Genomic DNA, 25,630 nt, shown 5'->3' with positions numbered 1-25,630 from the left:
CTATTGCTCCCGCTTGTGCAGGTGCCACGCCTTGGCGTACGCCTCGCGGTGTTTCTCCGCGCTCGTGGCCCACGAGAACTCCTTCGCGCGCCTCTGGGCGGCCGAGGCGAGGAACGCGCGCCGTGCGGGGTCGTCCAGTAGCTCGCCCAGCGCGACGGCCACGTCGCCCGGGCCGACGCCGCAGTACGCGACCGCGTCGCCGCCCACCTCCGGTAGCGACAGGCGCCGCGTGGTCAGCACGCACGCCCCGCACGCCATCGCCTCCAGGACCGGCAGCCCGAAGCCCTCCCCGAGGCTCGGGTAGGCCACCAGCTCCGCCCCGCCCAGGAACCCCGCCAGCGAACCGAACGGCAGGTACCCGGCCCGGATCACCCGCAACCGCAACGGCGCCGCCGCCAGCGCCTTCTCCACCTGCGTGTCCCAGCCCGGCTGCCCGGCCAGCACCAGCGCCGGCGGGTCGGGCCGGTGCTCCACCGCCTTCACGAAACCCCGGATCAGCGCCGGCACGTTCTTCCGCGGCTCCAGCGCCCCCAGGAACGCCACGTACGGCATCCGCTCCAGCCCGATCGCCGCCCGCGCGGCCCGCACCTCGTCCGGCGTCGGCGGGTGGAACCGCTCGACGTCCACCCCGTGCTCGATGATCGCCGGCTGCCGCCGCACCCGCGCCACCCGCGCCAGCTCCGACGCCGTCGCCTTCGACGGCACCACGCACAACGTCGCCCGCTGCAGCGCCGTCCGCGTCCAGCCGCGGAAGAACCGCGCCTTCACCGACGAGTGCAGCACCGCGTCGGTGAAGAACGTCGCGTCGTGCAACGTCACCACCGACGCCGACGGCCCCGCCAGCGGCATCGTGTAGTGCGGCGAGTGCACCACGTCCACACCCAGCCGCCGCGCCAGCGACGGCAGCGTCGTCTGCTCCCAGATCAGCCGCGCGGTGCGCGTCGCGGTGGACTGGACCGCCGGGACGACCCGCGAGTGCGGCGCGAGCCGGTCGAAGAGCCGGAAGTCCCGCGGCTGGCAGACCACGGTGATGCGCGCGCCGTCGTCGTCCAGGGCCGCCACCAGCGAGTCCACGTAGCGACCGACCCCGCCCCGGTCCGCAGGCACGGCCGTGGCATCGATCAGGACGCTGGGTTCGCCTCTTCCCACTCGTGCAGGGTACGGCTGATGAGGATCGCCGTGGTCGGGAACTCACGAAGTGGTGCGGTCGTGCACGACCCAGACGGCCCGCGCCGCACCCGCCCAGGAGAACGCCGCGGCCCGCGCCCGTCCACGACGTGCCAGGTCAGCCGCGCGTTCCGGGCTGGTCAGCACGTCGGTCAACGCCGCCGCCAGCGCCGCCGCGTCCCCGCGCGGGAACGCCACGCCCGCTCCCCCGGCGACCTCGACCAGCGCTGGAGCGTCCGAGTGCACCACCGGCACCCCGGCCGCCATCGCCTCCAGCACCGGCAATCCGAAGCCCTCCGCGACGCTCGGCGCGGCCAGCACGGACGCCCGCCGCAGCACCGCCGCCAGCGCCACGTCGGTCAACCGGCCCAGAACCCGCACGTCGGCCCGGTTTCCGGCCATCGCGACGGGGTCCAGACCACCCCAGCCCGGCTGACCGGCGAGCACCAGCGGCACCCCGACCCGCTCCATCGCCCGCACCAGGACGTCGATCCCCTTGCGCGGCTCGATGGTCCCGACCGCCAGCACATAGCGGTCCGGCACGTCCACCTCGGGCAGGTCGTCGCGGGTGAACACCTCCGCCACGCCGTGCCCGGCCACGGTCACCGGCACCGCCACGGGCACCCGCGTGCGGAGGTCGTCGGCCACCGCCCGCGTCGGCACGACGAGTCCCGAAGCACGCCGGGCCGCCCGCGCGATCATCGCCCGGTGCCAGCGCACCCCCCGTGGCGTCAGCGTTTCCGGATGGGTCCACGGCACGGTGTCGTGCACGGTGACCGACAACGTCCGCCCGCGCGGCACCCGCGCCGGGGCCAGCGGGGTCGGCGCGTGCACCGCGTCCCCGCCCGGCCAGTACGGCAGCCCGGCCTGCCACGCCGCGACGAGCGCCCGCGGCGGCAACGGCAGCATCCGCGCACCGGGCAGCCTCTCGGCGTGCCGCGCGGTGACGCTCGACACCGTCCACCCCGGCGGCGCGGTCTCGGCCAGCGCACGCAGCAGCTCGGCGGTGTAGCGGCCCGTCCCGCCGGGCACGGGCGCGAGCAGCTGCTCGGCGATGACCACGAGTTCCGGCACGGCCCGTATTCTTCCGGTGTGCCGATCCGCAGCACCGTCGTGGTGGTCACCTGGCGCGGTGCCGCGCACATCACCGCCTGCCTGGACGCCCTCGCCGCCCAGACGCGTCCCCACCGGCTGCTCGTGATCGACAACGCCTCCGACGACGGCACCGCCCGCCTGCTGGCCACGCACCCGTCCGCGCCGGAGGTCCGCCGCCTGCCCCGCAACGCCGGGTACGCCGGCGCCACCGCCCATGCCATGTCCGAAGTGGACACCGAGTTCACGGTGTGGCTCAACGACGACGCGGCCCCCGCCCCGGACTGGCTCGCCGAGCTGGAGGACCACGTCGGCGACGCCGCGGCCGCCGCGTCCCGCCTCGAACACGCCGACGGCCGGGTCCAGTCCCTCGGCGTGAACCTCACCCCGGACGGCCACGGCTACGACACCACGGAAACCCCGGCGTTCGCCTTCTGCGGCGGCGCCGCGCTGATCCGCACCCGCACGCTCCGTGACGTGGGCGGGGTGCCGTCGAGCTTCTTCTGCTACTACGAGGACACCGACACCGCGTGGCGCCTGCGGCTCGCCGGCCACGACATCGTGACGGTCCCCACGGCACGTGTCACGCACCGCCACGGCGCCAGCACGCACCCGGGATCCGCGAGGTTCCACCGGTGGAACGAACGCAACCGGCTGCTCACCCTCCTGCGCTGCGCCCCGGCCACGATCGCCGCTCGCGAGCTGGCCCGGTTCGCCGCGATCACCGCCCTGCTGCCGCTGAAGCGGAACGTGCCGGAGGCGCCCAATTTCCGCCTCGGCCTGCGGTGCCGCGTCCTGGGCGAAGTGATCCTCCGGCTGCCCGGCGCGCTGGCCGCGCGGAAGTCGATCACGCGCCGCTCGACGGTCCGCCGAGGCGCGGTCTGGGCGGCCTGGACCTCCCGATAGTCTCTGCCGGACACACGCGAGTACGGAGGTCGGGCGTTGGTCCAGGGGGACACACCACTGCCGCTGGTCTCGGTGATCTTGGTGAACTACCGGGGTGCGGCGCACACGATCGCCTGCCTGCGCGCCCTGCGCGAGGACCTCGACTACCCGAACCTCGAGGTGCTCGTCGTCGACAACGCCTCGGGCGGTGACGACGTCGCGCGCATCAAGGCCGCGGCGGGCGACGCGCGGGTGATCGAGTCGGACACCAACACCGGCTTCGCGGGCGGCTGCAACCTCAGCGCCCGGCACGCCCAGGGCAGCGTGCTCGCGTTCCTCAACAACGACGCCCGCCCGGACGCGGCGTGGGCGAAGACGGCGGTCGAGGTGCTGCGGGCCGAACCGACCGTCGCCGCCGTGGCCAGCAAGGTCCTGGACTGGGACGGCACCGGCGTGGACTTCGTGGACGCGGGCCTGACCTGGTTCGGCATGGGCTACAAACGGCACGCGGGCGGACCGCTGGCCGATGTCGCGCCCGGTGAGCACGACGTCGCCAAGGACGTGCTGTTCGCCACCGGTTCGGCGATGTTCGTGCGGGCCGACGTGTTCCGCGCGCTCGGCGGGTTCGACGAGCGTTTCTTCATGTTCTACGAGGACGTCGACCTGGGCTGGCGGCTCAACCTGCGGGGCTGGCGCGTGCGGTACGTGCCGGAGTCGGTCGCCTACCACCGCCACCACGGCACGATGTCCGAAGTGGACGCCCCGGACACCGGCCGCGAGACCTTCCTGCTGGAGCGCAACGCTCTGGCCGCCCTCTACAAGAACCTCTCCGACGAGACGCTGGCGAAGGTGCTGCCCGCCGCGCTGGCGCTGGCCGTGCGCCGCGCCACCGCCCGCGGCGAGCTCGACCCGACGCAGCTGGACCTCGCCAAGGCCGGTCCGGTCGAGACCGCGCCGGTGCCGATTCCGCGCACCACGCTGGCCGGGGTGCTGGCCATCGACCAGTTCGTCGAACTGCTGCCGTCGCTGGCCGAGTCGCGCGCCGCCGAGCAGGCCACGCGCGTGCGCACCGACGCCGACCTGATCCCGCTCATGCGCAAGGCGATGGAGCCGGCCTATCCCCTGCCGCGCTACCTCGCCGCGCACGACGTGCTCGCCGAGGTCTTCGGCATCGAAGCCGTGTTCGGGCAGCGCCGCAAGGTCCTGGTGATCACCGGCGACGCGATCACCGACCGCATGGCGGGCCCGGCGATCCGCGCGTGGAACATCGCCACGGTCCTGTCCGCCGAGCACGACGTGCGCCTGGTCACGGTCAACCCGCTGGCCGCGCCGCCGCCCGCGCCGTTCCCCGTCAGCGCGGCGAAGAAGCGGGACCTGACCGAGCCGGTCGCGTGGGCGGACATCGTGATCCTGCAGGGTCACGTGCTGGAGATGGCGCCCGCGCTGAAGGCCCAGGACTCGAACAAGATCGTGGTCTGCGACCTGTACGACCCGATGCACCTGGAGCTGCTGGAGCAGGGCAAGAGCGCGCCGGACGACCGCCGCGCCGCCGATCTGGCCGGGGTGACGCGGGTGCTGGACGCGCAGCTGCTGCGCGGTGACTTCTTCCTGTGCGCGTCGGAGCGGCAGCGGTTGTTCTGGCTGGGCCACCTGGCCGCGCTGGGGCGCCTGTCGCCGCGGCTGTACGACGCCGATCCGACCACGCAGTCGCTGCTGTCGGTCGTCCCGTTCGGCCTGTCGCCGGAGCCGCCGGTGCGGACCGGCCCGGGCCTGCGGTCGACGCTGGGCATCGACGGCAGCGACCGGGTCGTGCTGTGGGCGGGTGGGGTCTACAGCTGGTTCGACCCGCTGACGCTGGTGCACGCGATCGACCGGCTGCGGCAGCGACGGCCTGACGTGAAGCTGGTGTTCCTCGGGATGAAGCATCCGAACCCCGAGGTCGCCGAGATGGACATCGGCGCGCGCACGATCCACCTGGCCGACCGGCTCGGGCTGACCGACAAGCACGTGTACTTCAACGAGCAGTGGGTGCCCTTCGGCGAGCGACAGAACTGGCTGCTCGACGCGAACTGCGGGGTGACGACGCACTACGAGCACGTCGAGACCACGTTCGCGTTCCGCACGCGGGTGCTGGACTACCTGTGGGCGGGGCTGCCGATCGTGACCACGGACGGTGACGCGTTCGCCGACCTGGTGCGCGACGAGAAGCTGGGTGTCGTGGTGCCGGCCGAGGACGTGGACGCACTGGCCGACGCGCTGGAGCGGGTGCTGTACGACGAGGACTTCGCCGCCGGGTGCCGCGCGCGGATCGAGGTCGTCGCGCAGCGGTTCGCGTGGCCGACCGCGCTGGCGCCGCTGGTGGAGTTCTGCCGCAACCCGCGCCCGGCGGCCGACCGGCTGATCGGCGCGGCCCCGCTGACCGCGGAGGAGCCGGTGCGTGGCGCGGAGGCGGTGCGGCGGGATCTGGCCCTGGTCAAGGAGTACCTCGCCGACGGCGGCCCGAAGGAGCTGGCGCGGCGGGTAGCGGGCCGGGTGCGGAAGGTCGCCCGCCGTCGTGGCTGAGCGAGCGCTTCGGGTCCTGCTGGACGGCACGCCGCTGCTGGGTGACCGGACCGGCATCGGGCGCTACACGGCGTCCCTGGCCGAAGAGCTCGCCTCGATGTCCGATGTGGACATGCGTGCGGTGGCGTTCACGTTGCGTGGCTGGCGCCGGTTGCGGTACGTGCTGCCGCACGGCGCGCGGGCTCGCGGCATGCCGGTCGCCGCGCGGATGCTGCGCAAGGCGTGGCTGCGGTCGACGTTCCCGCCGATCGAGCTGTTCGCCGGCCGGGCGGATGTGGTGCACGGGACCAACTTCGTGCTGCCTGGCGCGGTGCGGGCCGCGGGTGTGCTGACGATCCACGACCTGGCGTTCCTGGACGCGCCGGGCGAGCTGCCGCCGAGTGACCGGGAGCTGCCGGAGCTGGTCCGCCGCGGCGCCGCCCGCGCGGACGTGATCTGCACCCCGACGGCGGCGGTGGCGGACGCGGTGGCGACGCGGCTGGACGTGGACCGGGCGAAGGTCGTGGTGACGCCGCTGGGCGTGGACGCGGCGTGGTTCACCGGACGCCCACCGGACGAGCCGATGCGCGAGCGCCTGGGGTTGCCCGAGCGGTACCTGCTGTTCGTGGGCGCGGCGGGTCCGCGCAAGGGCCTGGACTGGTTGCTGAAGGCCCACGCCGCGGCGGAGGACCTGCCGCCCCTGGTGTTCTCCGGTCCGGGGCCCGCGCCGGGGAGCCCGCGGAGCCGGCGGCTGGGGTACCTGTCCGAGCGGGACCTGCACAACGTGATGGCGGGGGCGGCCGCGCTGGTGCTCCCGTCCCGGGACGAGGGGTTCGGCCTGCCCGTGCTGGAGGCGCTGGCCTCGGACGTGCCCGTGGTGTGCTCCGACATCCCCGCGCTGCGCGAGATTTCGGGCGGCTTCGCGCACCTGGCGCCCTACGGCGAGGTGGATGCCCTGATCGCCGCCCTGCGCGAGGCGGTCGCGGAACCCCCGCTGGCATCGAGGTCCATCGAGCGACGCGCCCACGCGGCGAGCTTCACGTGGCGCCGGACAGCGGAGACGACGCTGGCGGCCTACCGGCAAGCCACGCAGCGCTAGCGCGAGCCCCGAACACAACCCAGCGACCACCCACCCAAGGCGACGGGCGTGCCCTTGGTCATCCCGGAGCCTGCCTGTCCGGCGAGGACATCTTTTGATCTTTTCCCGACCGCGCCTCACCCCTGCCGGGCGGGCCGGATCACCAGCTCCCCGATCTCCACGTCGTCCGGCTGCGCGATCGCGAACGCGATGGCGCGTGCCACCGCCTCCGGGCTGATGCCGAGGTCCGCCATCGCCCGCTGGGCCGCCTCCCGCCGCGCCGGATCCTCGACGTGATCGACCAGCTCGGTCCGCACGTAGCCCGGCGAAACAGCGGTCGTCCGCACCACCCCGTCGGTCGACTCCTGCCGCAGTGCCTCCAGCACGGTACGCACCGCGTTCTTGGTCCCCGCGTACACAGCCTGGGTCGGCACGATCTTCAACCCCGACGTCGACACCGTGGTGACGAAATGCCCCCGCCCCTGACGGCGGAAAACCGGCATCGCGGCGGCGATCCCGTACAGGACACCCCGCAGGTTGACGTCGATCATCGCGTCCCAGTCGTCCACGTCCAGATCGGCCACCGGCGCGAGACGGGCGACGCCGGCATTGCTCACCAGCACGTCGAGCCGCCCGAACCGGTCCACCGCCAAGGCCACCAGCTCCGCCACACCCGCCCGCTCGGTGACATCGACCGCCAGCATCTCCGCCCGGCCACCCTCGCCCCGGATGCGCGCCACCAGCGCGTCGAGCCGATCACCTCGCCGGGCCCCCAGCACGATCGCCGCGCCCCGACCCGCCAGCTCCAGTGCCGTTGCCTCACCGATGCCGCTGCTGGCTCCGGTGATGGCGACGACCTTGCCGTCCACTCCGCTCACGACGGACCCTCCCACTAAGCTGACAACTGTCCGCTTACTGTACCGGACAGTTGTCCGCTCAGCGAAGGAGGAGTGCCGTGCCCGCTCGCCGATCGGACGCAGCGGCCAACCGGGACCGCATCGTCGAGGCCGCGCGCGCCGAACTGGACACCTCCGACGACCTGAAGCTCCACGCGGTCGCGAAGGCCGCGGGCGTGGGCCAAGGCACCCTCTACCGGCACTTCCCGACCCGCGAGCACCTGCTCGCCGAGGTGTACCGGCACGAGATGACCCAGCTCGTCGACGCCGTCGCACCGCTGCTGGCCGAGCACCCCCCGCTCCGCGCGCTGACCGGCTGGCTGGAGCGGCTGCTCGGCTACGCGCGGGTCAAGCGCGGCGTGATGGCGGCGATCGAGGCCTCGGCGTGGCAGGACCTCTACACCGACCAGCACCACCGGCTGGACGAGGCGCTCGGGATGCTGCTGGAACGTGGGAAGGCCGCCGGCGAAGTGCGCGAAGAGGTCGACGCCGCGGACGTCATCCTGCTGCTGGGCGCGTTGTCCCGAGTCCCCGAAGCCGAGTGGGACGCGCGGGCCCACCGGATCGTGGCGGTCATCGTGGACGGTCTGCGTCCCCGTTGAGGTAGGCGTGCAGCGCCTCCCGCCAGGGCCGCAGCGGCGTGAGCCCGGCCCGCTGCCACGCCTCGTTGGACAGCACCGAGTACGGCGGCCGCGGCGCCGGCCGGGGGAACTCGGCCGTCGTGCACGGCTCCACCCGCTCCGGGTCCGCCCCCAGCTCCTCGAAGATCGCCCGCGCGAAGCCGTACCAGGTGGTCTCGCCGGCGTTGGTGCAGTGCAGCACCCGCCGCTGCGGCCCGTGCCCGCTCACCACGGCCCGGCCGAGCTCCAGCAGCCCCGCGGCCAGGTCGGCGGCCGACGTCGGCGAGCCGCGCTGATCGTCCACAACGGACAGCGTGTCCCGCTCGCCTTCCAGGCGGCGCATGGTTTCCACGAAGTTCGACCCGCCCGCGCCGTACACCCACGCCGTCCGCACGACCCACGCCCGCGCCCCGGACCCCAGCACGGCGTCCTCACCGGCCGCCTTGGTCCGGCCGTACGCGCTGCGCGGCCCCAGCGGGTCCTCCGGCTCGTACGGCCGCGACGCGTCACCGGGGAACACGTAATCGGTCGACACGTGGATCAGCGGCACCCGCCGCGACGAACAGGCCGCCGCCAGCACCCGGGCGCCGTCGGCGTTGATCCGGAACGCGCGCGGCTCGTCGGTCTCCGCCGCGTCCACCGCGGTGGACGCGGCCGCGTTGATCACCAGCGGGCTGCGCCCGGCCTCCGCGGCTTCGGCGGCCAGCGCGTTGACCGCGGCGATCACCGAACCGGCGCTGGTCAGGTCGACTTCGCCCGACGACGGCGCGACCACCTGGACCTCGGACGAGGCGAGCGCGGACAGGGCGCTGCCGAGCTGCCCCGTTCCGCCGGGCACGAGCACACTGAGCATCGTCACTTCCCCACCAGCGCGGCGCGCCGCTTCAGCGGCTCCCACCACGCGCGATTGTCGGCGTACCAGCGCACGGTATCCGCCAGACCCTCGTCGAAGGAAACCCTCGGCGCGTACCCGAGCTCGGTGCTGATCTTGGTGATGTCCACCGAGTACCGCCGGTCGTGCCCCTTGCGGTCGGCGACCCGCTCGACGCGCTCCCAGCCCACCCCGACCGCGGCCAGCAGTCGCTCGGTCAGCTCACGGTTGGTCAGCTCCGTGCCACCACCGATGTTGTAGATCTCCCCCGGACGGCCGCCGTCGGCCACCAGCTGGATGCCGTGGCAGTGGTCGTCCACGTGCAGCCAGTCACGAACGTTCAGCCCGTCGCCGTAGAGCGGGACTGTGAGCCCGTCCAACAAGTTGGTAACGAAAAGCGGGATGACCTTCTCCGGGAACTGGTACGGCCCGTAGTTGTTCGAGCACCGCGTCACGCACACGGGTAGTCCGTGCGTCCGGAAGTAGGACCGCGCGATCAGATCGGAGGACGCCTTCGACGCCGAGTACGGCGAATTCGGCTCCAGCACGTGGTCTTCCGACCACGATCCGCTCTCGATCGAGCCGTACACCTCGTCCGTCGAGACGTGCACGAACTTGCCCACCCCGGCGTCCAGCGCGGCCTGCAGCAGGGTCTGCGTGCCCAGCACGTTGGTCAGCACGAAGTCGGCGGAGCCGAGGATGGAGCGGTCCACATGCGACTCGGCGGCGAAGTGCACGACCAGGTCGACGCCCTGCACGACCCCGGCGACCACCTCCGCGTCGGTGATGTCGCCCCGCACGAACCGCAGCCGCGGCGAGTCCGCGACCGGCGCCAGGTTGGCCTCGTTGCCGGCGTAGGTGAGCTTGTCGAGCACCACCACCTCGGCGTCGGCGAGCGCCGGGTAGGCCCCCGAGATCGCCTGCCGGACGTAGTGCGAGCCGATGAAACCCGCGCCCCCGGTCACCAGGACCCGCATCGCCTGCTCCTCCTCAAGATCGTCATGGACCAGCCCACGGCCGCTTCACTCACCCGAACAGTAATCTGGTGGCATTCACCCGGGTCGGGGGCTGGGAGGGAGCGAGTGTGACCGACGGGCTTACCACCCGCCTGGAGGCCGCGGACGAGGTGACGTGGCCCGCGCGGCCCATCCCGTCTCCCAGACGACGGCGCCACCGCATCGCCGTCATCGCCCGGCGCGGCGGCAAGCTCGTCGTCGCGCTCGTGTCGGTCGCGGTGCTCACCATCACCTGGTACGGCTGGCAGTTCATCGGCGACCCCAACTCCGGCCTGTCCACCACCCAGGTGTTCGACGAGGAACTGCACGCGGTGCCGCTCGACGGCGCGATCGACATCCTGCTGGTCGGCATGGACAGCCGCACCGACGCGCAGGGCAACCCGCTGCCCCGCGAGGTGCTGGACATGCTGCACGCCGGCGAGTCCGACGGCGAGAAGCAGACCGACACCATGATCCTCGTGCACATCCCGCAGGACGGGCGCCGCGCGGTGGCGATCTCGTTCCCCCGCGACTCGTGGGTCGAGCTGGCCGGCGGCTTCGGCAAGCACAAGCTCAACGGCGCGTTCGTCTACGCCTACAACGACAAGTTCAAGGAACTCCAGCAGCAGGGCGTCGACCTGGAAACCGCCGACGAGCAGGCCAAGGTCACCGGCCGGAAGAACCTGATCGCCACGCTGGAGACGTTCATCGGCAAGCCCGGCATGATCGACCGCTACGCCGAGGTCAACCTGGCGAGCTTCTACGAGGTGACGCGGGCCCTCGGCGGCGTCGAGGTGTGCCTCAAGGCGCCGGTGCGGGAGCGCAAGTCCGGGGTCGACCTGCCCGCCGGGCGGCAGACGGTCGAGGGCGTGCAGGCCCTGGCGTTCGTGCGGCAGCGCTACGACCTGCCGGGCGGCGACCTCGACCGCATCGCGCGGCAGCAGGCGTTCCTGTCCGGGCTGGCCCGCAAGATGCTGTCCCGGGACGTGCTGGCCAACCCCGGCAAGCTCTCCGACGTCATCACCGCCGTCAAGAAGTCCGTGGTGCTCTCCGACAACTGGGACCTGCCCGAGTTCGCCGCCCAGATGCGCGGGCTCAACGGCGGCAACATCGAGTTCCGCACCATCCCGGTGATCGGCAACGCCACCATCGGCGGCGCGGACGTCGTGCGCGTCGACCCGCAGGCCGTGCACGCGTTCGTCGACCAGCTCACCTCCGACTCGGGCGCGCCGGCGTCGAGTTCGGCCACCCCCACGTCGCCGGCCCGGACGTCGTCCAGCGCGCCACCCACCTCGAGCCGGCGGCCCGCGACGACGACGAGCACCCCGGTGGTGACCTCCTCCTCCCCCGCGCCGCCGCCCATCACCGCGGGCGACGTGCCCTGTGTGAACTGACGCCCCGGTGCCTTAACCTGGTTCCAGGGGATGACGAGGGGGGAGACACGGGGATGGACGACGAGCCGAAACCGACGCCCTACCCGCGGTCGACGGCCCCCGCCGAGGAGCCGCCGGCCGAGGAAGCGCCGCGCCGCCGTCGTCACCCGTTCCGCGCGACCGGGAAGGCGGTGGTCGCGCTGGTGTCGGTGGTCGCGCTGGCCGCCACCGGGTACGCCTGGGCGACCTACCACGAGGTGCAGGGCAACGTGCACACCACGGATGCCCTCGACCTGCCCGAGGACAAGCCGGCGCCGCCTGCCGACGACGGGGGCGACGACATCCTGCTGGTCGGCGCGGACGCCCGCACGGACATGCAGGGCAACGCGCTGCCGCTGCAGGTGCTCAAGACGCTGCGCACCGAGCAGACCAGCGGGGTGAACACCGACACGATCATCGTCGTGCGGATCCCGAAGAACGGTGCGAAACCGTTCGCGGTGTCGATCCCGCGGGACACCTGGATCGACGTGCCGCGCGGCGGGCAGGGCAAGATCAACTCGGTGTACGGCCTCGCCAAGCAGGCGAAGGCCGACGAGCTGCGGGGCCGGGGCAAGCGGGATTCGGCCGAGGTCGAGCGCGACTCCGACCAGGCCGGGCGGCAGGCGCTGGTGCAGGCGGTGCAGGACTTCACGCAGGTGCGGATCGACCACTACGCCGAGGTCAACCTGCTCGGGTTCTACCTGATCACCGAGGCCCTCGGCGGGGTCGAGGTGTGCCTGAACCACGCGACCGAGGACAAGGACTCCGGCGCCGACTTCCGAGCCGGGGTGCAGACCGTGTCCGGCGGCGAGGCGCTGTCGTTCGTGCGGCAGCGGAAGAACCTGCCGCGCGGGGACCTGGACCGGATCGTGCGGCAGCAGGCGTTCCTGTCCTCGGCGCTGCACAAGGTGCTGTCGGCCGGGGTGCTGGCGAACCCGGGCACGCTCGGCGACCTGACCGACGCGCTGCACCGGTCGCTGGTGCTCGACCCGGACTTCGACCTGCTGCAGTTCGCGGACAAGGCGAAGGGGCTGGCGTCCGGGGACGTCACGTTCACGACGATCCCGGTGATCACGATCAACGGCCGCAGCCCGGACGGGGAGCAGAGCATCGTGGAGGTCGACCCGGTGGCGGTGCGGCAGTTCTTCGCCGGACTGGCCGGGCGGAGCCCCGGTTCGGGCGGCGGGGCGGCTCCGGGTGGCGCGGTGGTGCAGGCGGTGCCGGCGGGGGTCACCTGCGTCAACTAGGTTGATGTGGTGTCCCTGACCGATGCGTTGTTCCGTCCCCTGCTGGCCCAGCCGGGGAAGCCGCTGATCACCCACTACGACGACGCCGCGGGCACCCGGGTGGAGCTGTCGGTGGCGACGACCGCGAACTGGGCCGCGAAGACGGCGAACTGGCTGGTCGAGGAGTTCGACGTGGAGCCGGGCGATCCGGTGGCGGTGGTGCTGCCCGCGCACTGGCAGACGGCCGGGGTGCTGCTCGGGGCGTGGTGGTGCGGGGCGGAGGTGGTCGCTTCGCCGTCGGGTGCCCGGGTGGCGTTCGTCGCGCCCGGCGGTTCCGGCGAGGGCGCCGAGTCCACGGCGGTCGTGGCGCTGGACCCGATGGGGCGGGGGCTGACCGCACCGGTTGCGGGCGCGCTGGACTACCTCAACGAAGCACGCGCCTACGGCGACGACTTCAGCCCGATGATCCCCATCTCCGGCGACACCCCGGCGCTCGCTGGTTCCACTGTGGACGAAGTGCTGTCGGAAGCCCGTGGCCGGGCGGAAAAGCTCGGTTCCGGCGCACGGGTGCTGTCCACTGTGGAGTGGGCCGTGCCGGAGGGTGTGCTGGAGGGCCTGCTGACCCCGTTGTCAGCCGGCGCCCACCTGGTGCAGATCTCGAACCCGGACCCGGCGAAGCTGGACGACCGCCGAGCCGCCGAACGGACGACGGTCGACCTGCTCGCCTAGGCGGTCTGCAGTTCGGCCTTGCGTGCCCGCCGGCCGAGGAGCAGGTGGTCCAGCGAGAGGCGCCCACCGTTGAACCCGAGCGCGAGGGCCGCGGCGCCGAGGACGAGCACGAGTTCGTAGCCGCCCTGGCCGGTGAGGCCCGCGTCGAGGTGGACCCAGAAGATCGCGCCGACCATGTCCACGGCGAACAGCACACCCAGCACGGGCAGCGCGGCGCCCAGGATGAACGCGGCCGCGCCGATCGTTTCGAGGACGATGACGAAGAGGGCGGACAGGGTCGGCAGTGGTACGCCGATGCCGCTCATCATGGTGGTGACACCGTCCAGGCCGGTGTCCCATTTCTGCAGGCCGTGCGCGAGGAAGACCACACCCACCGCGACCCGGCCGACGAGCGCCGCCACGTCCTTGACTCGGTCGTACATCCCTGCTCCCCGTTCTTGTTGAAGTTTCAACTAGCGGCACCGACGGTACCGGAGCGAGGTGAGCGGGTGGTGAAATAACCACATTTTGGACATGAACAGGTGAGCAGGGCCACAGGCGTGGTCACTGCTTCGGAAGGAGGGGCTCCAGCTCGGCAGCCAACTCCCGCGCGGCGTCACAGGCGCACGCACGCTGTTCCGCACGCAGCATCGTCGCGGTCGCCACGGCGCGCCCATGCGCACCGACCTTCAGCGCGAAGTCACACATACCCTGCCCCGCGCCGAACGGCTCCCCTTGGCGCGCTTCCCGGCCGTTGACGGTCGCCGGAGCGCTACCGGGTACTTGCCTTGAGTACTCCGAAAGCCCCTGAACGGGATCAAGCGCAAGGGAATACGTCCCGTAATCAGGCTTGGAAGCATGGCATTCGTTGCGCGCGGTCTTCCGCTCGCCGGGCGCGAATCCCTCACCTTCGAGCAACTGACCGAGGACGGTGCACGCGTCCATGTCGGCCAACGCTTCCTCGGGGGACCTGGCGGAAGGCGAGGCAGAGACTTCTTCGGCGGGCGATGGCATCCCGGCAACAGTTTCGGAACATCCGGCCATCGCCAGGAGGACGGCACCAGAACCGGCAAGAAGGCAGATGTACCGCGACAGACGAGTCACTCGACACTCATTCCTTGAATCGCCGGAGGTGCCTCTCGGCTTCATCATCGGCAGCATCAAAGTTGCGGATCGCCACGTCCAACGCTTGCCGCAGGTTGTCCAGACCGGCCGTCAGCATGTGGAACACCGGGACCGATGAGCGATCGTCCGAGTCCAGCGCTTGCCGAACCGTGCCTGGCTGCCGCAGGAAGCCCCCGCAAAAAGAAGCGGCGCGGCGCCCAACCCGGGCACCGCGCCGCCAAAAAACCTCTCAACCCTTCAACAGAGCCCGCGCCATCACCATGCGCTGGATCTGGTTCGTGCCCTCGTAGATCTGCGTGATCTTCGCGTCGCGCATCATGCGTTCCACCGGGAAGTCGCGGGTGTAGCCGGCGCCGCCGAACAACTGCACCGCGTCCGTCGTCACCGACATCGCCACGTCGCTCGCGTACGACTTCGCCGCCGAGGCCATGAAACCGGCACGCGCGTCGCCGCGTTCGGTGGCCGCCGCGGAGGCGTACACCAGGTGCCGGGCCGCCTCGATCTTCGTGCCCATGTCCGCCAGCATGAACTGCACGCCCTGGAACTCCGCGATCGCGCGGCCGAACTGCTTGCGCTCCTTCACGTACGCGACCGCCGCGTCCAGCGCGCCCTGCGCGATGCCCAGCGCCTGCGCCCCGATCGTCGGGCGCGTGTGGTCCAGCGTCCGCAGCGCCGTCTTCAGACCGGTCCCCGGCTCGCCGATGATCCGGTCCGCCGGAATCGTGCAGTTCTCGAAGTAGATCTCCCGCGTCGGCGAGCCCTTGATGCCGAGCTTGCGCTCCTTGGGCCCCACCGAGAAGCCCGGGTCGTCCTTGTGCACCACGAACGCCGAAATCCCGTTCGACTTCTTCGGCGCGTCCGGGTCGGTCACCGCCATCACCGTGTACCACGTCGACTCGCCGGCGTTGGTGATCCACGCCTTCGTCCCGTTCAGCACCCAGTGGTCACCGTCCAGCCGGGCGCGGGTCCGCATCGACGCGGTGTCCGAGCCGGCCTCCCGCTCCGACAGCCCGTACGACGCCGTCGCCCCCGCCGCGATCTCCGGCAGGACCAGCTTCTTCAGCTCCTCCGACGCCGACAGCAGGATCGGCTGCGTGCCCAGCTTGTTCACCGCCGGGATCAGCGACGCCGACGCGTCGACCCGCGCGACCTCCTCGATCACGATGCACGCCGCGATCGCGTCCGCGCCCTGACCGTCGTAGGCCTCCGGGATGTGCACCGCGTTGAAGCCGGACGCGTTCAGCGCCTTCAACGCCTCGTACGGGTACCGCTCCTGCTCGTCCACCTCGGCGGCGTACGGCGCGATCTCCTTCTCCGCCAGCGCACGCACGGCAGCACGCAGCTCTTCGTGCTCCTCGGCCAGCTGGTAGAGGCCCGGGGTCTCCGACACCTGCGTCACCTTTCATCGAGCGGGTAAGAAGTCCGTCATCCATGTTAGTGCTCGTTCACTAGCCGGAATTGTGTTCTGGGCCGCACCTTCGCTCTATGGTGGGGTGATGCCGATCACTGCTGGGTCATGGCCGCCCCACCTCCCGAGATCGCTGGACTACCCCGACGTCCCCGCCGGATCGATCCTGGCCGGTGCCGCGAAACGCTACGGCGACCGAACCGCGTTCACCCACCACGACCGCTCCCTCACCTACGCCCAGACCTACGCCGCCGCGTGCCGGTTCGCCAACGCGCTCCGGGCACGGGGCATCGGGCCGGGCGCCACGGTCGCCATCCACCTGCCCAACTGCCTCGCCTACCCCGTCGCCTACTACGGGATCCTGCTCGTCGGCGCCACCTTCACCCCGGCGAACCCGCTGCTGCCGCCCGCGGACCTCGCCCACCAGCTCGCCGACTCCGGCGCCGTCGCGGTGGTCACGCTCGGCAAGGTCGCGCCGGTGGTCACCGCGGTCCGCGCCCAGACCGCCGTCGAGCTGGTCGTGGTCGTCGCCCCGGACGACCCGGCCGGGCTCGCCGAGGGCCAGGTGGAGTTCCAGGCCTTCGCCGACGGCCAGCCGGACACCCGTCCCGACCTGGACATCGACACCCGCACCCACCTCGCCCACCTCTCCTACACCGGCGGCACCACCGGCCGGTCGAAGGGCGTCCGGCTGCCGCACCGCAACGTCGTGGTCAACACGCTGCAGTACGCCTGCTGGGGCACCGGATCACTGCCGGCGCTGGACGACGACGGCGACCTCACGCTCGACCAGGTCGGCAGCCCCGACGAGTGGCCCACCCGGCTGGGCACCGGCTCGGGCATCAACCTCACGCCGTGGTTCCACGCGATGGGCACCATCGGCGGGCTCAACGTGCCGGTCATGGGCGGCGGTTCGGCCACGCTGCACGACCGCTTCGACCCGGTCGCCTACCTGGCCGACGCCGAACGCCTGCGGGTCACCTCGATCGGCGGCGCGCCCGCCCTGTTCGCGGCCCTGCTGGCGAGCCCGGACCTGGCCACGCGCGACCTGTCGAGCGTGCGCGGCATCAGCTCCGGCGCCGCGCCACTGCCGCACGAGATGCTCAAGGCGCTGGCCGCGCGGTTTCCGGACGCGGTGATCACCGAGGGCTACGGCCTCACCGAGGTGACCATGGGCGCCACGATCAACCCGGCGTTCCGCTCCGGCCTGCGCAAACAGGGGTCGGTGGGCGTGCCGGTGTTCGACACCGAGGTCAAGATCGTGCCGCTGGAGGGCGGCGAGGACCCGGTGCCCGAGGGCGAGCAGGGCGAGGTGTGCATCCGCGGGCCGCAGGTGATGGCGGGCTACCACAACCGGCCCGACGAGACCGCCGCCGTGCTGGTGGACGGCTGGCTGCACACCGGCGACATCGGCGTGCTGGACAAGGACGGCTACCTGTCCATTGTGGACCGCAAGAAGGACATGCTGCTGTACAAGGGGTACAACGTGTACCCGCGTGAGCTGGAGGAGCTGCTGATCGCGCACCCGGGCGTCGCCGCGGCGGCCGTCGTGGGGCGCAAGCAGACCGACGTCGGCGAGCTGCCGGTGGCCTTCGTCGTGCGGGCGGACGAGAACGTGACCGAGGCGGAGATCCTGTCCGCGGTCAACGACAACGTCCTGCCCTACAAGCGGATCCGCGAGCTGCGGTTCGTCGACGAGATCCCGGTGTCGGCGGCGGGCAAGATCCTCAAGCGGGAGCTGCGGCAGCGGCTCTAGAGCAGCGGCAGGACCCGGGCGCGGTAGAACTCGATCGCCACGCCCGGGTCCTCCTGCGGGAAGTGCAGGAACGGCGTCACACCCGCGTCCAGCAGCTTCCGCAGGGCCGCGACGTGGACCGCCGGATCCGTGCCCACCGTCCAGCGGCCGGCCACCTCGGCCAGCGGGGTGGCCTGCGCGGCCTCCTGGATCGCGACCGGGTTGGGCAGGTCGGCCGGCTTGACCGTGAACCGCCACCGCTGCGCCGCCAGGTCGATCTCGCGCTGGTCGCCGACCACCGCGAACAGCTCGGCCCACTTCGGCATCGCGTCCGGGTTCTTGCCCGCCTCCCGCGCGCCCGCGGCGAACGCCTCCCGCAGCGCCGGGTCGAGGGACGCCCCGGCCTGCGTGATCCAGCCGTCGCCGTAGCGGCCGGCCAGCCGCGCGCTCTTCGGCCCCTGCGCGGCCACGTACACCGGCGGCGGCTTCGCCGGCAGGTCGTACAGCTTGAGCTGGTCGGTGGCGAAGAACCGGCCGCGGAAGGTGACCCGCTCCCCCGTCCACAGCCGCCGGATCAGCTCGATCGCCTCGACCAGCCGGTCGTGCCGGTCGGCGTAGCGGCCGTACTGCCCGGTGCCCGCCTGCTCGTTGACCGCCTCACCGGTCCCGAGACCGAGGAACGTCCGTCCCGGGGCGAGCAGTTCGAGGGAGGCAAACGCTTGCGCTACCTCGGTCGGGTGGTGCCGGTAGCTCGGGCAGGTCACCCCGGAGCCGAAGGTGACGCGCCGGGTGCGCTCACCGACCAGGGCGAGCGTGAGCCACGGGAACATCGAGTGCCCCTGGTTGTCCTGCCACGGCTGCAGGTGGTCACTGGCCCAGACGAACGCGAAGCCCGCCGCCTCCGCCTGCCGCGCGAAGTCCAGCAGCCGGTGCGTCGGGAACTGCTCGTGCGACAGCACCAGCCCGACCGGCGCTCGCGCCGCGGGCGGCTCGACGCGGACGAATCCGGCGGAAGCGGCGAACATGCCCAGGGTGCGGCGCGAGAACTCCATGATCGCCGGATACCCGGCGGAAACCGGACCGACCGAGAGTTCACCGACACTGGTGATTTCACCGATGCCCGGCCAACACGATGGCGGGACACTCGGTGAACGCTCCACACGAGACTCCGCACCCTGCCCCTGCTCGCCTGCGCCGTCCTCGGACTGGCCGGCGCCGCGGCGACCGGCACCGCCGCGACCACCGCGGCCTGCGCGGACCTCGAGATCGTGTTCGCCCGCGGCAGCGGCGAGGTCCCCGGCCTCGGCATCACCGGCACCCCGCTGGTGTCCGACGTGAAGTCCGCGCTGCCCTCGGCCTCGGTGTCGTCCTACGCGGTCGACTACGCCGCGAGCTACGACCAGACCAGCGCCGCGATCGGCATCCGCACCTACCTCGGCACCGGCCAGACCATCCCTGCCGAGCTGGCGCCCCGGGTGGTCGCGGTGATCGCGTTCGGCAACCCGCTCGGCCTGTACGGGCAGACGATCAAGACGGCCACCTGAGCTACGCCACGGACGGCAGCGTCGACCAGGCCGCAGCCTTCATCGCGGAAGCAGTACACCGCGAGCTAGGACTGAAGCTTCTCGCGGAGCTTGGCGTCCTTGTCGAGCACCAGCTGTTCCAGGTCGGCCTGGAAGGCGGCCATCTTCTCCCGCAGCGCCGGGTCCTGCACGGCCAGGATCCGCACGGCCAGCAGCCCGGCGTTGCGGGCGCCACCGATCGACACCGTCGCCACCGGGACCCCGGCCGGCATCTGCACGATCGACAGCAGCGAGTCCATCCCGTCCAGGTACTTCAGCGGGACCGGCACGCCGATCACCGGCAGCACCGTGGCCGAGGCGACCATGCCGGGCAGGTGCGCGGCTCCCCCGGCACCGGCGATGATCACCTTGATGCCGCGGTCGGCCGCGGTGCGGGCGTAGTCGAGCATCCGCTGCGGGGTCCGGTGCGCGGAGTACACGCCGACCTCGTAGGACACGCCGAACTCGTCCAGCGCCGTCCCGGCCGCTTCGAGCACGGGCCAGTCGGAGTCGCTGCCCATGATCACGCCGACGTCGGTCACGCGTGCTCCCCTCTCAGTGGATGTCGTAGCCGTCGGGCCATTCGGCGTGCGACAGCCAGTGCGCGGCCAGCTTGGCGCGGGTCCGCAGGTTCTCCAGGTCGCCGCCGACGAAGTTGACGTGCCCGAGCTTGCGGCCGGGCCGCTCGCCCTTGCCGTAGAAGTGCACGTGGGCGTCCGGGAAGCGGGCGAACAGGTGGTGCAGCCGCTCGTCGGGCGCCATCCGCGGGGTTTCCGGCGCGCCCAGCACGTTGGCCATCACCGTGGGCGCGATCAGGTCGGTCACGCCCAGCGGGTAGTCCAGGACCGCGCGCACGTGCTGCTCGAACTGCGAGGTCGCCGAGCCGTCCATGGTCCAGTGGCCGGAGTTGTGCGGGCGCATCGCGAGCTCGTTGACCAGCAGGCCGCCGTCGGTCTCGAACAGCTCGACCGCCAGGATGCCGACCACGTTCAGCTCGTCGGCCAGCCGCAGCGCCAGCTCCTGCGCCTCGTGCACCTGGCGCGAGGTCAGGCCCGGCGCGGGCGCCAGCACCTCGGTGTTGATGCCGTTCTCCTGCACGGTCTCCACGACCGGCCAGGCCGCGCCCTGCCCGAACGGCGAGCGCGCGACCAGCGCGGACAGCTCCCGCTTCATCGTGACGCGCTGTTCGACCAGCAGCTCGGTGCCGGCGGCCCGCAGCTCGGGCACCAGCGTCCGGGCCTCGGCGTCGGACTCGACCATCCACACGCCACGGCCGTCGTAGCCGCCGGTGGCGGCCTTCAGCACGACCGGCCAGCCGTGCTCGGCGCCGAACTTGAGGATGTCCTCCACTTCGGACACCTCGGCGTAGGGCGGGCACGGGAAGCCGGTGGCGGACAGGTGGTCGCGCATCACCAGCTTGTTCTGCGCGAACGCCAGCGCGTCGGGCCCAGGGCGGACCGTAAAGCCCTCGTTGACCAGCGCGAACAGGTGCTCCCACGGGACGTGCTCGTGGTCGAAGGTCACCACGTCGACGGTCTTGGCGAACTCGCGCAGCGCGTCGAGGTCGGTGTGGTGCCCGAGCTGGACGTCCCCGGCGACCATCGCGGCCGAGTCGTTCGCGTCGACGGCGAGGATCCGCATCGACTGTCCCAGCGAGATCGCGGCCTGGTGTGTCATCCTGGCGAGCTGGCCGCCGCCCACCATCCCGACGATCGGGAGGCCTGTGCGCTTGTCCATAACGGCTCTAGATTACGGGGAGACGCAGCTCACGAGCCGTCAGGCCGAGGATTCCCAGCGCCGCGGCCAGCACGTAGGCGTTGCCGGGCACGAACAGCTCCGGTCCCCAGCCGAACTCGGTGTCGCCGCCGTTGGGCACCAGCATCACCACGCAGCTGGCGAAGAACACCGTCACCAGGCCCGCCCACACCCAGCGCGCCGTCGACGCGAGCAGGACGATCAGCGGCACCGCCCACACCCAGTGGTGCGACCAGGACACCGGCGAGACCAGCAGCCCGAGGAACGCGGTCACCAGCAACGCGGCCAGCGTCTCGCCACGCCGGTGCAGCCGCCGGACCAGCCACACCGCCGGTACCGCGAGCACCGCCCCGATGCCCAGCGCGACCGCGGTGGACCAGGACGCCTCGTGCGAGAGGCGGTTGACCAGCCCGCCGAGCGACTGGTTGAAGATCCACGACACCCCGCCGACGCGGTGCGGGTCGAACGCCGCCTCCGCCCAGTAACGCGCGGCGTCGCCGGGCATCAGCGCGAACATCAAGATCTGGAGCCCGGCGAACGTGCCCAGCGCGCGCAGCCCGTCCCGCCACCGGCCGGTGACGAACAGGTGCGCCACGAAGATCAGCGGCGTCAGCTTGACCGCGGCCGCGACCCCGATCAGCACGCCCGACCAGCGCGAGCCGGCCAGGACCAGCACGTCGAGCACGACCAGCGCGAGCAGCACCAGGTTGATCTGCCCGAGGAAGATCGTCTTCCAGACCGGCTCCAGCCCCAGCGCCGCCACGGTCAGCCCGGCGACCGCCCAGCCGCGGAACCGCCCGCTCACGCGGATCACCACGGCCAGCGACAGCACCGACGCGGCCGCCAGCACGCCCCAGGTCAGTCCGCTGGGCAGCGCGGCCAGCGGGACGAACAGCAGCGCCGCGGCCGGCGGGTAGGTGAACGGCAGCGACACCCAGGACGGCAGCGTGGACAGCCGCTCCGGCGTGTAGACCGCGTCGCCGTGCAGGAAGGTCAGCGCGCCGGCGCGGTAGACGGCGCTGTCCGCGCCCAGCTGCCAGCCCGCGAGCCAGCCGGCCACGCCGACCGCGAGCGCGCCCAGGACGAGGGCGCCGACCAGGGCGGGCTCAGCCCGCGACCGTAACGTCGTCACGCGCCCGCTCCCGCCGGCGCTGCAGCGCCCACCGCGTCACCAGCACCACGGTCAGCACCAGTGGCGTGAGGATGTAGGCGTTGCCCAGCACGGTCTGCCAGAACTTCCAGTGCAGCTCGATGTTGCGCCCGTTGGGCAGCGCCAGCAGCACGCAGCTGATGAACACCGCGACCACCGCCCCGGTGGCGACCCAGCGCCTCCAGGCGGTGGCGGGCGTGGTCTGCGGCAGCCGCGACACGAGCAGCACCAGCAGCGGCACGGCCCAGACCCAGTGGTGCGACCACGAGATCGGCGAGGCCAGCAGCCCGAAGAACGCGGTGACCAGCAGGGCGGCCAGCGCCTGCCCGCGGCGGTGGAAGCGCAGCATCAGCCACACGGCCGGGATCGCCAGCAGCGCCGCGACGCCCAGCGCGGCCTTCGACGCCCACGGCGCCAGGTCGGTGAGCCGGTTCATCAGGCCGTTGAGCGACTGGTTGCCCGCCCAGTGCACCGGGCCGATGCGGCCGGTGTCGGAGATGGTCTTGGTCCAGTAGCGGATCGTGTCGCCCGGGATCAGCGCCAGCATCAGCAGCTGCAGGCCGAGGAACACGCCGAACGCGCGGAACGCCTCGCGGCGGCGGCCGGTCAGGAACAGGTGCGCCACGAACACCAGCGGCGTCAGCTTCACCGCCGACGCGATGCCGACCAGCACCCCGCCCCAGCGGGTGTTCCGCGTGGTGACGACGAGGACGTCGAGCACGACCACGGCCATCAGGATCAGGTTGATCTGGCCGAGGAAGATCGTCCGCCACACCGGCTCCAGGCCCAGCATGACCAGGGAGAACACCAGCGTCGCGCGGGCCGGTGAGGACCACCAGCGGCGCACGGCGGGCGGGGTCGGCAGCGAGCCGATCGCCACGCGGATCACCAGCGCCATCGCCAGCACCGAGATCGCGGTCAGCACGCCCCAGGCGATCTGGACCGGCAGGATCGCCAGCGGCACGAACAGCAGCGCGGCCGTCGGCGGGTAGGTGAACGGCAGCAGCGCCCACCACGGCTCCGGCGGCAGGGTGTTCGCGTCGTAGAGCGGATCGCCGTGCAGGAGGGTGATCGCCCCGGCCCGGTACACCGCGCTGTCCACGCCGAGCCGCCAGTCGAACAGCCAGCCGACGATGCCGAAGACGAGTGCGAGCAGCGGGACGAGCGACAGCAGCAGGATCGAACGCGGCCGCACCGACAACCGGGCGAGCGAGGTGCGCAGGGCCAGGCGCGGGTGCGCCGGCTCGCCGAGCGGCTCGCCGCCGGTGGCGGGCACTGACTGGGTCACCCTTTCAGGAAATCACGAAACGACTACAGCGTGCGCGGAAGGGTCGGGTTCCGGCGGCCACAGGGTCAGGTTCGTGCGAGTCGCTGCAGCAGGTCGCACGCGGACTCGTGGGTCGCGGGCAGCCGGACCAGCTTGATCTTCGGCGGGCCGACCGGTTCGAGCTGGTCGTCGACCGAGAGCCGCTCGTGCAGCTCGCGCCGCAGCATCACGGCCTTCGCGGCGATCCGGCCGTCGCGCGGGACCGCGGCGGCGACCGTGGACGGCCCGAGCTTCGCGATGCTCTCGCCGCCGTCGAACACCACCCGCAGCGCCTCGGCGATCAGGATCATCGCGGTGAGCCGGGGCCAGCCGCTGACGGCGGACAGGTCGACCGAGACGACCAGCAGGGTGTGGTCGTCGGACACCTGGTGCCCGGGCCGGCGGTACAGCTCGCGCAGCCGGGTGCGCAAGTAGGACGCGGTGGGCAGGCCGGTCAGCGGGTCGACGACCTCGGTGGTGGCGAGCTTGTCCATCGCGACATCGGCCCACGCCAGCGCCGCCACCCGCAGTAGCCGGGCGGGCAGGGCGTCCACGTCCGGGCTCACCAGATCGCCGGACTCCCCCGGAGGGGTGGTTACCGCGTGCAACGCCGCCAGATCGGTGAGGGCGCCGTCCTGCCCGGCGCCGGCCGCGGCCCGCGCCCTGGCCAGACTCGCGATGGGGATCTCCGCGGAGCCGTTCCGCAGCATCGCCGCGCACACCGTGTCGACCTCGGGAAGCGCCCAGTCGCTGGGGAAACGCCATCCCGCGGCCAGGCTCGCGGCCTGCCAGCGCGCCCGCAGCTCGCGCAGCGATCCGCCGCCGCCGGGCTCCGGTTCGAGCCGCAGCCCCATGGCCGGCACGTCCACTGGCAACCGTCCTCTCGTCCCGCGACCGCTGTTCCGGTGATGTGACGATCGAAGCGGCGCGTCGTGACGGAATTACACCGTGCGGGTCAATAGGGCCAGGTGTTGCGTGACGGGCCGGGACCGGTCAGTCACACTGATCGCGCGCAGCAGCGGGGATGAAGGAGAGCGGTGTCCACCCTTTCGGCCGATTTCGAGGGCAAGAGCGACGCGGAGCTGATCACCGACGTCCGCACCGGCACCCTGGCCGCGTACGGCACGCTCTACGAACGGCACGTCAGCGCGGCCTACAACCTGGCGCGGCAGCTCGCCCGGTCCACCGCCGAGGCCGACGACCTGGTCTCCGACGCGTTCGCGAAGGTCCTCGACACGCTGCGCGCAGGCAAGGGCCCGGACAGCGCCTTCCGCGCGTACCTGCTCACCGCGCTCCGGCACACCGCCTACGACAAGACCCGCAAGGACAAGCGCGTCGACCTCAACGAGGACATGACCACGGTCGGCGCGGAGGCGCTGACCGTGCAGTTCTCCGACACCGCCGTGGCCGGGCTGGAGCGGACGATGGCGGCGAAGGCGTTCGCGTCGCTGCCCGAGCGCTGGCAGGCCGTGCTGTGGCACACCGAGATCGAGCAGCAGAGCCCGGCCGAGGTCGCGCCGCTGCTCGGCCTGACGCCCAACGGCGTGTCCGCACTCGCCTACCGGGCCCGTGAGGGCCTGCGGCAGGCGTACCTGCAGGTCCACCTGGCCGAGACGTCCGCCGACAAGTGCCGCGCATGCGCCGACCGGCTCGGCGCGTGGACCCGCGACGGCCTGTCCAAGCGGGAACGCGCCCAGGTCGAGGCGCACCTGGACGAGTGCGCGGACTGCCGGGCGCTGGCCGCCGCGCTGGCCGAGGTCAACGGCGCGCTGCGGGCGATCATCGCGCCGATCGTGCTGGGTGGCGCGGCGCTGGGCTACCTCGCGACCGCGGGCAAGGCGACGGCCGCGACGGTGGCGACCGCCGGTGCCGCGGCCGGGTCCGCGGGTGGTGCGGCTTCCGTCGCGGCCGCCGGGCCGCGGCAGTTCGTCGGGGTCGGCGTGTCCGGTGTCGCGGTGGCCGCCGCGGTCGCCGCCGCGCTGGCCGCGGGTGGTGGCACGCAGGAGATCCCGGCGGCCGCGTCGGCTCCGGCGCCACCGCCGGCGGTCGCGCCCGCGCAGCCCCCGGCCCCGCCCGCCGCCCCGCCGGCCGCCCCGCC

General features: G+C 72.4%; 24 protein-coding genes. 10 read left to right on the top strand and 14 right to left on the bottom strand.

The features are described 5' to 3' along the window. The gene (locus D0D15_RS04855; protein WP_094006902.1) at window positions 1–1,149 is read right to left on the bottom strand and encodes a glycosyltransferase family 4 protein; all 1,149 of its coding nucleotides are present in this window, start codon (window positions 1,147–1,149) and stop codon (window positions 1–3) included. A 42-nt stretch (window positions 1,150–1,191) separates the two neighbouring features. Beyond that, the gene (locus D0D15_RS04850) at window positions 1,192–2,241 is read right to left on the bottom strand and encodes a glycosyltransferase family 4 protein (RefSeq protein ID WP_094006903.1); all 1,050 of its coding nucleotides are present in this window, start codon (window positions 2,239–2,241) and stop codon (window positions 1,192–1,194) included. Window positions 2,242–2,259: 18 nt separating this feature from the next. Between D0D15_RS04850 and D0D15_RS04845 the strand changes: the two genes are divergently transcribed. Genes D0D15_RS04845 through D0D15_RS04835 form a run of 3 tightly spaced genes read left to right on the top strand, consistent with a single transcriptional unit; the run spans window position 2,260 to window position 6,784 of the window. Then, window positions 2,260–3,165: a glycosyltransferase family 2 protein gene (locus tag D0D15_RS04845; RefSeq protein ID WP_094006904.1), complete on the top strand. Its 906-nt coding sequence runs from the start codon at window positions 2,260–2,262 to the stop codon at window positions 3,163–3,165. A 36-nt stretch (window positions 3,166–3,201) separates the two neighbouring features. Then, window positions 3,202–5,706 carry a glycosyltransferase gene (locus D0D15_RS04840; protein WP_094006905.1) on the top strand — a complete coding sequence of 835 codons (2,505 nt, stop codon included), beginning with the start codon at window positions 3,202–3,204 and terminating at the stop codon, window positions 5,704–5,706. Then, a complete protein-coding gene (locus D0D15_RS04835; protein WP_094006906.1) occupies window positions 5,699–6,784 on the top strand; it encodes a glycosyltransferase family 4 protein in 1,086 nt (361 codons plus the stop codon). Before D0D15_RS04840 ends, D0D15_RS04835 begins: the two co-directional genes overlap by 8 nt. Window positions 6,785–6,900: 116 nt before the next feature. Here D0D15_RS04835 and D0D15_RS04830 read toward each other — a convergent pair whose 3' ends face one another. Continuing rightward, entirely contained in the window at window positions 6,901–7,641 is a 741-nt protein-coding gene (locus tag D0D15_RS04830) for an SDR family oxidoreductase (protein WP_094006907.1), read from the bottom strand. Between the two features lie 77 nt (window positions 7,642–7,718). On the opposite strand from D0D15_RS04830, the gene D0D15_RS04825 reads away from it, so the two are divergent. Further along, window positions 7,719–8,261 (top strand): TetR/AcrR family transcriptional regulator, encoded by a 543-nt coding sequence (locus D0D15_RS04825; RefSeq protein ID WP_094006908.1) that lies wholly within the window; start codon window positions 7,719–7,721, stop codon window positions 8,259–8,261. Here D0D15_RS04825 and rfbD read toward each other — a convergent pair. Both rfbD and rfbB read right to left on the bottom strand, forming a co-directional pair. Then, the gene (gene rfbD, locus D0D15_RS04820; RefSeq protein WP_208646165.1) at window positions 8,233–9,132 is read right to left on the bottom strand and encodes a dTDP-4-dehydrorhamnose reductase; all 900 of its coding nucleotides are present in this window, start codon (window positions 9,130–9,132) and stop codon (window positions 8,233–8,235) included. The genes D0D15_RS04825 and rfbD overlap by 29 nt on opposite strands. Before the next feature lie 2 nt (window positions 9,133–9,134). After that, complete coding sequence (rfbB, locus tag D0D15_RS04815; RefSeq protein WP_094006910.1) at window positions 9,135–10,127, bottom strand: dTDP-glucose 4,6-dehydratase; 993 nt, start codon at window positions 10,125–10,127, stop codon at window positions 9,135–9,137. 107 nt (window positions 10,128–10,234) lie between these two features. Between rfbB and D0D15_RS04810 the strand changes: the two genes are divergently transcribed. Genes D0D15_RS04810 through D0D15_RS04800 form a run of 3 tightly spaced genes read left to right on the top strand, consistent with a single transcriptional unit; the run spans window position 10,235 to window position 13,512 of the window. Beyond that, entirely contained in the window at window positions 10,235–11,539 is a 1,305-nt protein-coding gene (locus tag D0D15_RS04810) for an LCP family protein (protein ID WP_094006911.1), read from the top strand. 53 nt (window positions 11,540–11,592) lie between these two features. Continuing rightward, window positions 11,593–12,804 (top strand): LCP family protein, encoded by a 1,212-nt coding sequence (locus D0D15_RS04805; RefSeq protein ID WP_094006912.1) that lies wholly within the window; start codon window positions 11,593–11,595, stop codon window positions 12,802–12,804. A gap of 9 nt (window positions 12,805–12,813) precedes the next feature. Then, the gene (locus tag D0D15_RS04800; RefSeq protein WP_094006940.1) at window positions 12,814–13,512 is read left to right on the top strand and encodes a TIGR03089 family protein; all 699 of its coding nucleotides are present in this window, start codon (window positions 12,814–12,816) and stop codon (window positions 13,510–13,512) included. On the opposite strand, the gene D0D15_RS04795 is transcribed toward D0D15_RS04800, so the two are convergent. The 3 genes from D0D15_RS04795 to D0D15_RS04785 form a co-directional block, all read right to left on the bottom strand. Continuing rightward, window positions 13,509–13,934 (bottom strand): DoxX family protein, encoded by a 426-nt coding sequence (locus D0D15_RS04795; RefSeq protein ID WP_094006913.1) that lies wholly within the window; start codon window positions 13,932–13,934, stop codon window positions 13,509–13,511. The two genes, D0D15_RS04800 and D0D15_RS04795, sit on opposite strands and share 4 nt — an antisense overlap. A gap of 121 nt (window positions 13,935–14,055) precedes the next feature. Then, on the bottom strand, window positions 14,056–14,595 hold the full coding sequence (locus D0D15_RS04790) for a DUF3558 domain-containing protein (RefSeq protein WP_143266219.1): 540 nt from the start codon (window positions 14,593–14,595) through the stop codon (window positions 14,056–14,058). Between the two features lie 250 nt (window positions 14,596–14,845). Then, window positions 14,846–16,015 carry an acyl-CoA dehydrogenase family protein gene (locus tag D0D15_RS04785; protein WP_094006915.1) on the bottom strand — a complete coding sequence of 390 codons (1,170 nt, stop codon included), beginning with the start codon at window positions 16,013–16,015 and terminating at the stop codon, window positions 14,846–14,848. 97 nt (window positions 16,016–16,112) lie between these two features. Here D0D15_RS04785 and D0D15_RS04780 point away from each other — a divergent pair, with 97 nt between their 5' ends. Further along, the gene (locus D0D15_RS04780; protein ID WP_094006916.1) at window positions 16,113–17,780 is read left to right on the top strand and encodes a class I adenylate-forming enzyme family protein; all 1,668 of its coding nucleotides are present in this window, start codon (window positions 16,113–16,115) and stop codon (window positions 17,778–17,780) included. Here the strand turns inward: D0D15_RS04780 and D0D15_RS04775 are convergent. Beyond that, window positions 17,777–18,811: a F420-dependent hydroxymycolic acid dehydrogenase gene (locus D0D15_RS04775; protein ID WP_094006917.1), complete on the bottom strand. Its 1,035-nt coding sequence runs from the start codon at window positions 18,809–18,811 to the stop codon at window positions 17,777–17,779. The genes D0D15_RS04780 and D0D15_RS04775 overlap by 4 nt on opposite strands. Before the next feature lie 123 nt (window positions 18,812–18,934). Between D0D15_RS04775 and D0D15_RS04770 the strand changes: the two genes are divergently transcribed. After that, window positions 18,935–19,303: a cutinase family protein gene (locus tag D0D15_RS04770; protein WP_167481457.1), complete on the top strand. Its 369-nt coding sequence runs from the start codon at window positions 18,935–18,937 to the stop codon at window positions 19,301–19,303. Window positions 19,304–19,368: 65 nt separating this feature from the next. Here D0D15_RS04770 and purE read toward each other — a convergent pair whose 3' ends face one another. The 5 genes from purE to D0D15_RS04745 all read right to left on the bottom strand — a co-directional run bounded on the left by purE (window position 19,369) and on the right by D0D15_RS04745 (window position 24,401). Beyond that, window positions 19,369–19,842, bottom strand: a complete 474-nt coding sequence (gene purE / locus D0D15_RS04765; protein ID WP_094006941.1) for a 5-(carboxyamino)imidazole ribonucleotide mutase — start codon at window positions 19,840–19,842, stop codon at window positions 19,369–19,371. Between the two features lie 34 nt (window positions 19,843–19,876). After that, the gene (locus D0D15_RS04760; RefSeq protein ID WP_094006918.1) at window positions 19,877–21,058 is read right to left on the bottom strand and encodes a 5-(carboxyamino)imidazole ribonucleotide synthase; all 1,182 of its coding nucleotides are present in this window, start codon (window positions 21,056–21,058) and stop codon (window positions 19,877–19,879) included. A gap of 7 nt (window positions 21,059–21,065) precedes the next feature. Beyond that, a complete protein-coding gene (locus D0D15_RS04755; protein WP_094006919.1) occupies window positions 21,066–22,208 on the bottom strand; it encodes a glycosyltransferase 87 family protein in 1,143 nt (380 codons plus the stop codon). After that, a complete protein-coding gene (locus D0D15_RS04750; RefSeq protein WP_094006920.1) occupies window positions 22,183–23,514 on the bottom strand; it encodes a glycosyltransferase 87 family protein in 1,332 nt (443 codons plus the stop codon). Before D0D15_RS04750 ends, D0D15_RS04755 begins: the two co-directional genes overlap by 26 nt. Window positions 23,515–23,579: 65 nt before the next feature. Continuing rightward, complete coding sequence (locus D0D15_RS04745) at window positions 23,580–24,401, bottom strand: GGDEF domain-containing protein (protein ID WP_115944265.1); 822 nt, start codon at window positions 24,399–24,401, stop codon at window positions 23,580–23,582. A gap of 168 nt (window positions 24,402–24,569) precedes the next feature. On the opposite strand from D0D15_RS04745, the gene D0D15_RS04740 reads away from it, so the two are divergent. After that, window positions 24,570–25,630 (top strand): sigma-70 family RNA polymerase sigma factor (locus D0D15_RS04740; RefSeq protein WP_115944264.1); only part of this gene is annotated, 1,061 nt, incomplete at its 3' end.

Origin of the sequence: Amycolatopsis thermalba (assembly GCF_003385215.1) — a bacterium.
GTDB classification, from domain to species: domain Bacteria; phylum Actinomycetota; class Actinomycetes; order Mycobacteriales; family Pseudonocardiaceae; genus Amycolatopsis_E; species Amycolatopsis_E thermalba.
The sequence above is the reverse complement of the archived record's forward strand: the minus strand, read 5'-3'. Positions and strand labels throughout refer to the sequence as shown.